The following is a 13,007-nucleotide window of genomic DNA, read 5'->3' as shown; positions in this document are numbered from 1 at the left end:
ATGAAAGTGAATCGTTCTTTTTCCAAAATAACTTTTTATTCCCTTTTAAAACCCTCGCCAAGGACTTCGGACGCATCATTGACAATGACAAATGCTTTCGGATCGATCTTTTTAACTACATTTTTCAATCTTGTAAATTCTGTCTGATCAATCACACACATCAAAATCGGACGCTCATGATCCGTATAACCGCCGTACGCTGACAGCTTTGTTACACCGCGATCCACTTCCTCAAAAATAGCCTGACTGATTTCTTCCTGGCGGTTGGTAATAATATGCACCATTTTCGAACGGTTTAACCCGACCTGAACGAGATCAATCGTTTTGCTCGTCACATAAAGACCGATCAATGCATACAACCCTGCTTCAATTTCAAAAACAAGTGCGGCGGCAAGTACAATCATGCCGTCAATCATCGCAACACACGTGCCAAGACCTAACCCGCTGTATTTATGTATAATCTGTGCGGCAAGGTCTGTCCCACCTGTAGATGCTTTACCTCGAAAAACAATTCCTAAACCTATTCCAACACCAATCCCGCCGAACAATGCGCCGAGCAGCGGATCCTCTGTCCATGGCTCCCAATTTTCAGTCAGCAGCACGTAAAAAGGAAGCACAACTGTGCCGACTGCCGTTTTCAATCCAAACTGTACGCCAAGAAAGATTAACCCCGCTATAAATAAAGGAATATTAAAAGCATACTGAACATAAGCAGGCCGCCAGTCAAACACTCCATTTAAGATCGTACTGATCCCGCTCACACCGCCTGATGCCACATTATTCGGCAACAGAAACACGTTAAACGCCACTGCAACAAAAAACGCCCCAACTAAAATATACACAAAATCGAGCACAACCGGCCATTTTCCAGACGCTTTTTGTACCCCACGATTACGTTTTTTCATCAATCGTTCATCCTTTCTTCACACGTTCGACAACGTTTTGGAGTATAGCACGAAGTCCCGCCCGTGTGAATGCTGTCAGGATAGAGCGTTAGTGTGGTAAAGGATTGTATAAAGAGATAGAAGTGGGTGTTTGAGGGTGGGGTGCTGGAGGTGTATTGACACTTTTATTTATGAGATAAATAGAAACAAATTGTCTATAAGCGAAATCAAATCTCCTATCGACGTTAACATTATTGGCTGGAATGCCTTCAACAGAAGTTGATTGGTTTTCGACAAGAACACTACCTTCATTAACGTTCTCCTGAAATTAAACAGGTTCTGCTCTTTGATTTTATTCTATTTTAGTATTGTCATTTAAAAATACATAAGGGAGTATCACATAATAAGTGCCGGGTCATTCCGTAGACTCCTGCGGCAGAGAAGCGACAGGTGAGACAGCGTAGCGCGGAGCGCAAGGTGGCTAACCGCGCGGCCGCGGAAAGCGAAGGAATGACCCGGCACGATTATAAAAGAGCCCAATCAAATTGGACTCCCTCATCAAAACAATTAATTCGTAATCTTCGAACGGAGATAAGCATTAATAAACGGATCAAGATCGCCGTCCATCACACCCTGCACGTTTCCTGATTCCGTACTTGTACGGTGATCCTTCACCATAGAGTAAGGGTGGAAAACGTAAGAGCGGATCTGACTTCCCCATCCGATCTCTTTTTGCTCACCGCGAATATCCGCAAGTTTTTGCTCCTGCTCCTCGATTTTCAGCTGATAAAGCTTGGCTTTCAGCATCTTCATCGCCTGGTCGCGGTTTTTAATCTGTGAGCGTTCAGACTGACACGATACAACAGAGCCGGTTGGAATGTGCGTGATCCGGACCGCTGAATCGGTCGTATTAATGTGCTGACCGCCGGCGCCGCTTGCACGGTACGTATCGATTTTCAGATCTTCAGTGCGGATTTCGATTTCAATTTCATCATTAAATTCCGGCATGATGTCGCAAGACACAAATGATGTATGTCGGCGGCCAGATGAATCAAACGGTGAAATACGCACGAGACGGTGTACACCTTTTTCAGCCTTCAGGTAGCCGTATGCGTTGTGCCCTTTAAATAAAAGTGTTACGGATTTAATACCGGCTTCGTCTCCTGGAAGATAATCCAGCGTTTCCACCTTAAAGCCGCGCTTTTCGCCCCAGCGCTGATACATACGCAGAAGCATAGAGCCCCAGTCCTGCGACTCAGTCCCACCGGCACCCGGGTGAAGCTCAAGGATGGCATTGTTTTTATCGTATGGCTCACTTAACAGAAGCTGCAGCTCAAACTCATCAAGCGTCTGTCTGAATTCCTTCAGCTCTGTTACAAGCTCAGCCTTCATATCCTCATCCGGCTCTTCACGAAGCAGCTCAAGCGTTAACTCCAGATTTTCCTGCGTGTCCACGAGGTTATGGTAGCCGACTACAACATCTTTTAACCCATTCTGTTCACTGATAATGCCCTGCGCTTTTTGCTGGTCATCCCAGAAATCAGGTTCAACCATCAGTTCATCAATTTCTGCAAGTCGTGCCTCTTTGTTTTCTAAGTCAAAGAGACCCCCTGAAGTCCGCCAGAACGCTGGCTGTTTTTTCGAGCTCGTTTCTTACATCTGATAATTCCATGTTAAAAGTCCACCTTTATTTTCTATTTTGTATATGCCTGTGAAAGTCCCGCACCTGAAAAAGTACGGGACTTTGGCAATCAATTATTGAATGGCACCGTGACAGTTTTTAAACTTTTTGCCGCTTCCGCAAGGACAAGGATCATTACGTCCTACGGTATTTTCACGACGGACCGGTGCAGGCTTCTTTTTCGCTGCGCCTTCTTCTTTTGGATTAACGGCCTGCCCTTTCGCGACTTCCTGACGCTCAAGGTTACTGCGGATTTCCGCCTTCATAATATACTTCGTTACTTCTTCATTTACAGTCTGTTGCATCGTTTCAAACATGGCGAATCCTTCATTCTGATATTCACGAAGGGGATTAATCTGACCATACGCACGCAGATGGATACCCTGACGAAGCTGATCCATGGCATCAATATGGTCGATCCATTTCGAATCAAGTGAACGCAGAAGAACAACCTTTTCGAACTCACGCATTCTTTCGGCAAGCTCTTCCTCACGCGCATCATAACGCGCCATGACTTTATCAAGGATAAACGACTTCATCTCGTCATTCGATTTACCTTCGAGGTCTGCCGCCTTAATTTCACCTTCAGGCAGAAGGTTTGCGAAAATAAAGTGCTCAAGACCTGTCAGATCCCATTTCGCTCTCTCTTCAACCATCGGTGCATGGGCATCAACGGCACCGTAAACCGTAGACTCGATCATCTTTTCAATGATACCGCGAAGGCTGTCTGAATCAAGCACCTCGTTACGGTCAGCGTAAATGACCTCACGCTGCTGACGAAGAACATCGTCATACTCAAGAAGCTGCTTACGTGCATCAAAGTTATTACCCTCAACACGCTTTTGCGCTGATTCAACAGCACGCGTGACCATTTTACTCTGAATCGGCTGGGAATCATCCATACCAAGACGGGTCATCATGTTTTTCATATTGTCTGATCCAAATCGGCGCATCAGATCATCTTCCATTGAAAGGTAGAACTGCGTCACACCCGGATCTCCCTGACGGCCTGAACGTCCGCGGAGCTGGTTATCAATACGGCGCGATTCATGACGCTCTGTACCGATTACCGCAAGTCCGCCAATTTCCTTCACACCATCGCCAAGCTTGATATCCGTACCACGACCGGCCATGTTAGTTGCGATCGTCACGGCACCGCGTTTACCGGCATCCGCGATAATCTCCGCCTCACGACCATGGTTTTTCGCATTAAGAACGTTGTGCGGAATGCCCTTTTTCTTCAGTTCATTAGCAATGATTTCAGACGTTTCAATCGCCACTGTACCGACAAGAACCGGCTGGCCCTTTTCATGACGCGCGGCAATATCCTCCACCGCAGCGGCATACTTCCCTTTAATTGACGCATAAATGAGATCTGCTTTATCATCACGGACAATGTCGCGATTCGTCGGAATGACAATGACGCGCATGTTGTAAATGTTGCGGAATTCCTCTTCTTCCGTTTTTGCTGTACCTGTCATACCGGACAGCTTTTCATACATACGGAAGTAGTTCTGGAATGTGATCGAAGCCATCGTCATTGATTCGTTTTGAATCTCAAGACCTTCCTTCGCCTCAATCGCCTGGTGAAGCCCGTCACTGTAGCGGCGGCCTTTCATTAAACGACCGGTGAACTGGTCAACGATGACAACTTTGCCTTCTTCTACTACATAATCTACGTCAGCTTTCATTGACGCATGCGCTTTTAGTGACTGGGTAATATGATGATTCAAGGTTACATGAGCATAATCATACAGATTCTCAATACGGAAAGCTTTTTCCGCTTTCGTAATCCCTTCCTCCGTCAGCTGAACGCCCTTCGTCTTCTCATCGTAGGTAAAATCTTCTTCAGGACGCAGATTACGTACAAATGCATTCGTCTGAATGTAAAGCTGTGTATTTTTCTGTGCCTGACCCGAAATGATTAACGGTGTACGCGCCTCATCAATTAAAATCGAGTCAACTTCATCAATCACGGCAAAATGAAGCGGACGCTGAACGCGCTGCTCCTTATAAAGCACCATGTTATCACGAAGATAGTCAAATCCAAGTTCATTATTTGTGCTGTATGTGATATCAGCCGCATACGCTTCACGCTTCTGATCCTTATCCATACTGTTCAGGTTTAATCCAACTGTCAGTCCAAGAAACTGATACAGCTGACCCATTTCCTCAGCATCACGGCTGGCCAGGTATTCGTTGACCGTTACAACGTGAACACCTTTTCCAGTCAGTGCATTTAAATAAACCGGCATGGTGGAAGTAAGTGTTTTACCTTCCCCGGTTTTCATCTCGGAAATATTACCTTCATGAAGTGCAGCCGCACCCATGATCTGCACGCGGTAAGGATCCAGGCCAAGCACACGTTTCGCTCCTACCTTCACGACCGCAAATGCTTCAACCATTAAATCATCAGTGGATTCGCCTTTTTCATAACGCGCTTTGAATTCGTCTGTTTTTGCACGAAGCTGATCATCCGTCAGCTTATCCATCTCAACCGCTGCAGCCTCAACCTGCTCAGCCGTCTTCTCAAACCGTTTCACATCACGCTTATTCCCATCAAACACCTTGTTTAAAATTCCAAGCATGTTAACGCTCCTTTATTTAACGGACAGCCTGCGCCATCCTTCCTTATCAAAATCAGCGGAACATTTTATTCCCCTGCTTTGCGATCATTAAACATATAAATATACGTACTTATCTTACCATTACATAAGAAGGGATACAAGAAAAGGGGGGATGAGTGTGGGTTATTTTGGTGATGGGGACTGTGCGGAGAGGATGTGCGATTAGATCGACTTTCCTGGTTATTTTGCGTACCTTGGTCTTTATTGTGTGGACCTCGGTCTTTATTGTGTGGACCTCGCTCCTCATTTTGTATACTCCCGGCGCAGACCGGGGGCACTGGATGCTCTCAGGTTACTCAAAACCTGCTTAAACGGACGCTGCGCTTGTGATTTTTCACTGTAGTATGGGTATTTTGAGGGGGTGTGCTCTAATTAGATAGACTTTCCCGACTATTTTGCGGACCTCGGGCTGTATTTTGTGGACCTCGCATGATATTTTGCCTTTTAACCATTTAAAAAAACCGAACCCCTTAAGGATTCGGTTTCATCTCTAACTTCTCTCCATATACTCCACAACTTCCATATCCACGTAGCCTTCAGCCTGCTCGCGCATTTCGAAGTTTTCGGTGTGGAGGTAGTTGCGCAGCGCCTGGTGGATGGACATACCGTCTTTTAAGTAGCCGTGGCGTGCGAGCTGCAGCTCAAGTTTTCGCTCGACTTCACCCTCAACTTTCGCCACGAATTCTTTCTTCGCTTTCGCAAAATAAAGCTGGTGCATGCGGTAAATGCGGATCAGTTCATCAACCGGTGTGGCGTGGTCATCCACACGTAGATCGATGTAGCGGTCGTTATAGCCACCATAACCGCCTTTATCCTTCACGACTAAAAGTGCGGCGGATTGCTGACCGCGGGAATCTCCTCCTGCTGCCTGACCGGCTGCAAGGGAAGCAAGCATCCGTTCAGCAAGCGTACCTTCTGCATTTTCAAACGCTCTGGCCATCGCTTCGACGGTTCCTTCCACGAGAATATTCCCCTGGACAGCGTAGTTTTTGCCGGTCACACCGCCTGCCCAGTCGTAACATCTTGATCCTGTAAAGGTTGCAGGGTTGCCCTGGCTGTCAATAATTCCAACCTGACGAAAATCGCGCTCTTCATCTTCATCAGTCAACAGCTTAATGGTTTCCTCTGCATTTTTACCAGCCATTATGTACGTCATCGCCTCAGGTCCATACGCAGTATTGGCATAAGACTGGGTCGCTACCGCACCGACACCTGCCACAGCATGCGGCACAACGGCGCCAACTGCGAGAAACTTCGACTGCGTCGCCACACCCCACTCTTTTTCAACCGGATCATAGGCAACAATGGAATACGTCATCGTCAACACTCCCTCTAAATGAACTTTTTTCTTTGTTTACCCTAAGAAAACCGCTCCATAAACCAGCGCTCCGGCGATCACAAAAGCCGGATGAACTTTAAACCGTTCAAGCAGCACAAAGCTGATTACAGCGAGTACAACCGTCTGAACCGTTCCGCTTGCCTCAATCGCATCTGCGAAAAATCCCCACGTCATCACGCCCAGCAGTACCGCAATCGTCGGGCGAACAAGCGTAGACATTTTTTTCACACGCGGTGAGTCCTTATATTTCATAATAAGGCCTAATAGTACAACCATTAAAATCAGTGACGGCGCAACCGTTGCAAACAGCGCAACACCTGCACCTAAAATGCCACCTTCCGCATAACCGATATATCCGGCCATTTTTGTGGCGATCGGACCCGGCAGTGAATTTCCGAGCGCAAGCACCTCTGAAAATTCCTGTGTCGTCATCCAGCCATATCGGTCCACCACTTCATTTTCAACAAGCGGAATCGAAGCCGGTCCGCCGCCATAACCCAATATCCCCGGAATAAAAAATGCTAAAAAGATTTCCCAGTAAATCATGCCTTCGCACCTGTCTTCCCGCCGAAAAGAAGGGCATAAAGTAAAATCGCCAGAATCACAATTGCCGGATGTACACCAAGTACTTCAAGCAGCACAAGGCTTCCCGCGATCATCACAATCGCCAGGCCCCAGCCGAGCGCACCTTTGGACTTTTTCACAAAATCCCACGTCAGCACAGCAAGCATCACCCCGACAACCGGTACAACCGCAGCCGCCATCCCGTTTACCCAGGCTACATCCCGGTATGCATTTAACACAGTCAGCAAAAAAATCATGGCGACAACCGTTGGAATGGTCGTTGCCAGAACCGCATTGATCATCCCGGCAACGCCACCTACACGATACCCGATATAGCCCGCCATCTTTGTTGCAATCGGTCCCGGCATTGCATTACCGAGCGCCAGCACATCTGAAAATTCTTCATCACTCATCCATTTATACTGCTCCACCACTTCTTTATGAACGAGCGGTATCGAGGAAGGACCTCCACCAAAACCGAAGATCCCCACCCTGAAAAACGCCATAAATAATCCACTTTGTTTACTCACTTTTCATCACCACGCTGCAATATGTCCATCTGTGCGGGATTCCGTTCCCCCGCGAAGCACACCTGTTTTCGGATCACGCCAGATAATCTGACCACGGCCAAACGATCCGCCGTCTGTCGTTACCTGTATCGTATGTCCCTTGCGCACAAGAGCCTGCGCTAAATGATTTGGAAAATGCGGCTCAACGTGAACCGTTTTTCCATTGATCCACTGCCATCTCGGCGCATCAAGTGCCGCCTGAGGATTTAAATGAAAATCAATCGTATTGACCGCCACCTGGAAATGTCCCTGCGGCTGCATATAGCCACCCATCACACCAAACGGTCCAACCGGCTCTCCATCCTTCGTTAAAAAGCCCGGAATAATCGTATGATACGTCCTTTTACCAGGCTTCAGTGCATTCGGATGTTCAGGGTCCAGGCTGAAATCATGCCCACGGTTCTGAAGCGCAATCCCCGTACCCGGAATAACCACACCCGATCCAAAGCCCATATAATTACTCTGAATATAGGAAATCATATTGCCTTCATCATCCGCAGCCGCTAAGTAAACCGTCCCGCCTTTCGGAAGCTCCATCGGCTCAGGATTCAGTGCCTCGTCACCGATCAGTCCGCGCCGCTTCTCAGCGTAACCGTCAGATAGCAATTCCTCAGCAGAAATCGGCATATCCTCAGGCTCTGTAATAAACGCTTTTCCATCTGTAAATGCAAGCTTCATCGCCTCAATCTGCTTATGATAACTGTCCGCGCTCTGGAACTCATTAAACTCAAAGCCTTTTGCAATATTGAGCGCCATCAGGGCAATCATTCCCTGACCGTTCGGCGGAATTTCCCACACATCATAACCGCGGTAATTCGCAGAAACCGGCTCAACCCATTCGGGTGCAAAAGCGGCCAAATCCTCTTTCGCTAAATAACCGCCATGTTCCTTCATATATGTATCAATCTTTTCAGCAAGCGCCCCGCGGTAAAAGCTCTCAGCCTTCGTTTCAGCAATTTCCTTTAACGTATCAGCATGACCTTTTGATGCCCACATCTCACCGATTTCAGGAATCTTGCCGTCAGGAGTAAACGTATCAAACCACGGCTTATAAACGTCATCCTTAAAAATCTCCTGAAACTTCTTCGCCGCAAGCTTCCAATACTTTCCGAGGATCGGTGAAACCGGATACCCCTCTTCAGCTAAACGAATCGCCGGCTGCAGCAGCTCCTCAAATGAAAGCTTGCCGTGTTTTTCAGACAGCTCTGCCCACGCTGCAGGAACACCCGGCACCGTCACAGGCTCAACACCAAACACCGGCATTTTATCATGCCCTTTTTCCTTCAGCTTTTCAATAGAAATGGACTTCGGCGCCGGTCCACTAGCGTTTAAACCATGCAGCTTCCCCTTCGTCCAGACAAGCGCAAACGCATCCCCGCCAATCCCATTAGACGTTGGCTCTACAACGGTTAACGCCGCAGCAGTCGCAATCGCCGCATCAATCGCATTTCCACCCTTCTGCAAAATCTCAAGACCCGCCTGAGCAGCAAGCGGCTGAGACGTCGCCACCATCCCACGCTTCGCAAACACCGTATTACGCTGAGACGCAAACGGATGATACAAAAAATCCTGATTCATATACTCAACACTCCTTTATTTCGAATTCCGAAAAACATCACCCGTCCATTATAGTTGAAATGTTGAGAAAATTCCAGACAGCGATTGCCAGGAGGTGGAGCACTGCGCTCCAGCCTGACAGGAACACGGGGACGGAGCCCCTGGTTCTTTTTAATGAATGAGGGACATAGCTCAGAAAAAAGAACAGCCGCTCCGTCCCCCATTAGAAAAAGCACACAGCCTCAGCCATGTGCTCTCACTCTTATTTCTTGAACTCACTCAATTCTTCCTTAAACCAGTCTTCAATTTTTCTCACAGCGGATGATACGCTTGAAGCGGTTACGTCAAAGGCTTCACCGGCTTCTTTTTGGGTCAGTGGTGTATCGGTTGCGTGCTGTGACATGAGGTAGGAAATCGCAGCCAGATAGGTTTGCGGTTTGCGGATTTTCTCTCCGTGTTCTGCAAAATAATCCGCTGCTAAATGACACGCAAATAGTGGAAGTGAGTCATCTCCCTGTCCATCCCAGTATGCTTTCATTTCATGCAGTGCGCTTTGCTGGTCTTCATTCTCTTCATGATCCGCAAGCATTCCCGCAAACCAGTCCTCACCATCCGCTTCATCACGGCCGACAAGCGCTGTGATCACAGAAACGATACCTTCATCAGTCAGTAATTCATCGCGATTCAACACTTGTAAACGGTTTACGAGCGTTGATTTTTCATCCTTCGTATAAACAGACGGGAACATGAAGCCATACGGCACCCATTTATCCTCAAGTGGGAGCAGATACGTGAATAGAAAATCGATCGATGCCCATGAGTGGAATTCCGGAATGATCACATCATACACCGTTCCATCAAGCAGATCCGTCATCTGGACCTCACGGGTTGCTTCATCCATTTCACCAACGTCAGCCAGCACAGAAACAGGCTCTCTCCATTCTGAAGCGAGCTCCTTCATGCGGGGTCTTTCCATTTGTGGAATACGTTCATCCAGAAAAGCATCCCAGTGAGAAGGCGTTTCTCTTAAGCCAAATAAGTATGTTAAATAAACGGTTAAAAATTGCGGCTCACCAAACACATCCTGCGTTTCTTCAAGAATGTACTGGTAAGAATCCTTGTTGTTCTGTGGATTTGGTGCTTTACCTTCATTTAAAAAAGCCAGCTGCAGATCCATTTGTTCGTTGACAAGGAGGGTTTGGAGATTCACAACTTTTTTTGATGCACAGCATTTTTTATATTTTTTACCGCTGCCGCACGGGCACGGTTCGTTACGTCCAACTACTTGCATATCGGCACTTCCTTTGTAAAATAATCACCCTTTATTGTACCATGCGGAGCGGAAAAGGCAAAAATCATGCTGAATAGGGGGACCGGACCTTCCACACCCTGCGCTTTCCGTGGCCGGGCGGTGAACCAGCTAATGCTTCGCATTACGCTGTTTCACCTGTCCCTTTCCGCCACAGGAGTCTTCGGGTGTGGAAGGTCCTCTGGTTTGAGAAGATGTTTATTTCCAATATAATCCACAACAACACAAAACCAAGCCGCTTCAATAGCTACACAAGCCATCGACAGAAATTGCCATCCTAGCAACATAAACCATCGCTGCTTCAACAATAATCCAGCGGCTATCAACAAAAATCACTACCTTATCAACATTTCTCTTTCAAATCATGAGCCTTATAACAGAATCAAGCTCTCTTACACCAGAAACTCTCCTCCTTGCAACAATCCCGTCAGAACCAAAAAGAAACGCCCCAATCAAGGGACGTTTCCGTATCATATGATCAGGCTTCTGTTTCGATCAGCCCGTATTTGCCGTCTTTACGTTTGTAGACGATGTTTGTGCCGTTTGATTCTGCGTCAGTGAAGACGTAGAAGCTGTGGCCCAGCATGTTCATTTGGAGGACGGCTTCTTCGCTGTCCATTGGTTTCAGGTTGAATGTTTTTGTACGGACGATGTCGAATTCGCTGTCGTCTCCGTCATCATCTGCGCCGATTGCAACCGGCTCAAGTTCTTCAATTCCGTTTTCCGCATCGACGCTTGTTGCGAAGAATTCAGGTTCGTTGCCTTTTTCGCGGAATTTACGGTTTACTTTCGTTTTATGTTTGCGGATCTGGCGCTCTAGTTTATCTAAGATCAGATCAATCGCAGCATACATTTCTTCATGACGCTCTTCAGCACGAAGGGTAAGTCGTGGCATTGGAATCGTGACTTCCACTTTCGTTTGTTTATCGTTATACACCTTTAGGTTAACATGCACGTTGGCATCAGGTGTATCGTTGAAATAGCGCTCTAGCTTGTCGATTTTCTTTTCCACGTATTCGCGGATCGCTGGAGTTACCTCGATATTTTCTCCTCTGACATTATAATTCAACATGTGAACTCCTCCTTTAAATCATAAAAGCTATACTACCTATTTCTCCTCTACCCTTGCAATCTCCTGCTTAACCGTAAATATTTTATTAATTTTTTGTCGAATTTATAGACATTTATTTGGTTTGATGTCAAGTTATTAGCTGTCTTTTGAAACGTTGGCTTCCGTTCCAGATGGTGCTTTCCGCGGCCGGGCGGTGAACCTCTTTGACGCTGCGCGCCTGCAGAGTTTCACCTGCCCTTCTCTGCCGCAGGAGTCGCCATCTTCCACTTCAGCCAACTTCATTAGTAAGCACCCCTGATATGATCATGTACTTCGTTATGGTAAAAATCACGTAATTTATTCAGTTCTGCTCCGCTGAATGACGGGGTATGCAGGGCATTTAAGTTTTCTTCGATTTGGGCCTGGTTTTTGAAACCGGGTATGACGCAGCTGACTTCGGGCTGATCAAGAATGTATCGCAGGGCGGCACGTGCCATGTTACCGCGGCCTTCTTCGATCCATTCGAGCTTTTTTGTCAGCTCCACGCCTTTTTGAAAACCAAGTCCGGCAAAAGTCTCACCCACATTGAACTGCTCACCATTTTCGTTAAATCGGCGGTGGTCGTCTTCCTCGAACTGATGACCACTTGTAAATTTGTTCGTCAGCAGTCCACTCGCTAGCGGCACTCTAGAAATAATACCGACGCCTTTTTTTTGAGCTTCACCGAAAAGCTCTTCAAGCGGTTTCTGTCTGAAAACATTAAATATCACTTGGAGACTTCTGACGTTTGGATGCTGAAGACAGATCAGCCCTTCCTCCACTGTTTCCACACTGACGCCGTAATAGCGGATTTTCCCTTTACGCGTCAGGTCATCGAGGACGTTGAACACACTGCCGTCTTCCAAAATGGCTTTTGGCGGACAGTGAATCTGGTACAAGTCAACTCGCTCCCGCTCCAGCCTTTTTAAGCTTGCATCCAAATAGGCTTCAACCTGCGGCATTTCGTACGTTTTTGGATCATGAATATCACCCGCGCGGCAAAACTTAGTCGCGACATGAATGTGCTCTTCCTGGCCTTTTGTCGCTTTTGCAAGCAGTTCTTCACTGTGACCGTCACCATATACATCAGCCGTATCAAAAAAGTTTACGCCGCGATCAATTGCATAATGCAGGGCCCGCAGTGATTCACGGTCATCTTTTTTGCCCCACGCACCACCGATCGCCCACGTTCCGAAGCTGACTTCACTCACCCTGAAATCAGTATTCCCCAGCTGTCTGTACTTCATCGATGTCACTCTCCTTCAAACACGACTTCTCCCCCTAATTGTACAACGGATCACCAAAGAAGAACAAACATTTACAAAATTCAGTTTTATTAAATGTTTCCAGAATTGAGAAACGGACACGCCTTTAAACTGACGTGTCC

General features: G+C 47.1%; 10 protein-coding genes. All 10 read right to left on the bottom strand.

Annotated elements, in window-relative coordinates; genetic code table 11:
- Window positions 1-35 precede the first annotated feature (35 nt).
- The 10 genes from E2491_RS11590 to E2491_RS11545 all read right to left on the bottom strand — a co-directional run bounded on the left by E2491_RS11590 (window position 36) and on the right by E2491_RS11545 (window position 12,867).
- A complete protein-coding gene (locus E2491_RS11590; protein WP_134375813.1) occupies window positions 36-905 on the bottom strand; it encodes a YitT family protein in 870 nt (289 codons plus the stop codon).
- Window positions 906-1,451: 546 nt separating this feature from the next.
- Window positions 1,452-2,556, bottom strand: a protein-coding gene (gene prfB, locus E2491_RS11585; protein ID WP_134375812.1) for a peptide chain release factor 2 whose coding sequence is annotated in 2 segments (ribosomal slippage) — window positions 1,452-2,483 and window positions 2,485-2,556 — 1,104 coding nt in all. Because the reading frame shifts where the segments join, the coding sequence is not laid out codon by codon here.
- An 83-nt stretch (window positions 2,557-2,639) separates the two neighbouring features.
- The gene (secA, locus tag E2491_RS11580; RefSeq protein WP_134375811.1) at window positions 2,640-5,153 is read right to left on the bottom strand and encodes a preprotein translocase subunit SecA; all 2,514 of its coding nucleotides are present in this window, start codon (window positions 5,151-5,153) and stop codon (window positions 2,640-2,642) included.
- Window positions 5,154-5,682: 529 nt separating this feature from the next.
- Window positions 5,683-6,510 (bottom strand): DUF1028 domain-containing protein, encoded by an 828-nt coding sequence (locus tag E2491_RS11575; RefSeq protein ID WP_134375810.1) that lies wholly within the window; start codon window positions 6,508-6,510, stop codon window positions 5,683-5,685.
- Between the two features lie 36 nt (window positions 6,511-6,546).
- On the bottom strand, window positions 6,547-7,077 hold the full coding sequence (locus E2491_RS11570) for a chromate transporter (RefSeq protein WP_134375809.1): 531 nt from the start codon (window positions 7,075-7,077) through the stop codon (window positions 6,547-6,549).
- Complete coding sequence (locus E2491_RS11565) at window positions 7,074-7,601, bottom strand: chromate transporter (protein ID WP_134375962.1); 528 nt, start codon at window positions 7,599-7,601, stop codon at window positions 7,074-7,076. Before E2491_RS11565 ends, E2491_RS11570 begins: the two co-directional genes overlap by 4 nt.
- A 30-nt stretch (window positions 7,602-7,631) precedes the next feature.
- Window positions 7,632-9,242, bottom strand: coding sequence for a gamma-glutamyltransferase (gene ggt, locus E2491_RS11560; RefSeq protein WP_134375808.1), 1,611 nt, complete (start codon window positions 9,240-9,242; stop codon window positions 7,632-7,634).
- Between the two features lie 241 nt (window positions 9,243-9,483).
- A complete protein-coding gene (locus E2491_RS11555) occupies window positions 9,484-10,512 on the bottom strand; it encodes a YecA family protein (RefSeq protein ID WP_134375807.1) in 1,029 nt (342 codons plus the stop codon).
- Between the two features lie 496 nt (window positions 10,513-11,008).
- A complete protein-coding gene (gene hpf / locus E2491_RS11550; RefSeq protein WP_134375806.1) occupies window positions 11,009-11,602 on the bottom strand; it encodes a ribosome hibernation-promoting factor, HPF/YfiA family in 594 nt (197 codons plus the stop codon).
- A gap of 281 nt (window positions 11,603-11,883) precedes the next feature.
- Window positions 11,884-12,867, bottom strand: a complete 984-nt coding sequence (locus tag E2491_RS11545; RefSeq protein ID WP_134375805.1) for an aldo/keto reductase — start codon at window positions 12,865-12,867, stop codon at window positions 11,884-11,886.
- Window positions 12,868-13,007: the final 140 nt, after the last annotated feature.

Origin of the sequence: Jeotgalibacillus sp. R-1-5s-1, assembly GCF_004405105.1 — a bacterium.
In the GTDB taxonomy this organism is placed as follows: Bacteria; Bacillota; Bacilli; order Bacillales; family Jeotgalibacillaceae; genus Jeotgalibacillus.
Note: the sequence above shows the minus strand (reverse complement) of the source record. Positions and strands in the feature narration are given on the sequence as shown.

Bases quoted from the DNA above. Each gene is read 5' to 3' on its own strand.
- E2491_RS11590 (WP_134375813.1), bottom strand. From the start codon at position 905: ATGAAAAAACGTAATCGTGGGGTACAAAAAGCGTCTGGAAAATGGCCG.
- secA (WP_134375811.1), bottom strand. From the start codon at position 5,153: ATGCTTGGAATTTTAAACAAGGTGTTTGATGGGAATAAGCGTGATGTG.
- E2491_RS11575 (WP_134375810.1), bottom strand. From the start codon at position 6,510: ATGACGTATTCCATTGTTGCCTATGATCCGGTTGAAAAAGAGTGGGGT.
- E2491_RS11570 (WP_134375809.1), bottom strand. From the start codon at position 7,077: ATGATTTACTGGGAAATCTTTTTAGCATTTTTTATTCCGGGGATATTG.
- E2491_RS11565 (WP_134375962.1), bottom strand. From the start codon at position 7,601: ATGGCGTTTTTCAGGGTGGGGATCTTCGGTTTTGGTGGAGGTCCTTCC.
- ggt (WP_134375808.1), bottom strand. From the start codon at position 9,242: ATGAATCAGGATTTTTTGTATCATCCGTTTGCGTCTCAGCGTAATACG.
- E2491_RS11555 (WP_134375807.1), bottom strand. From the start codon at position 10,512: ATGCAAGTAGTTGGACGTAACGAACCGTGCCCGTGCGGCAGCGGTAAA.
- hpf (WP_134375806.1), bottom strand. From the start codon at position 11,602: ATGTTGAATTATAATGTCAGAGGAGAAAATATCGAGGTAACTCCAGCG.
- E2491_RS11545 (WP_134375805.1), bottom strand. From the start codon at position 12,867: ATGAAGTACAGACAGCTGGGGAATACTGATTTCAGGGTGAGTGAAGTC.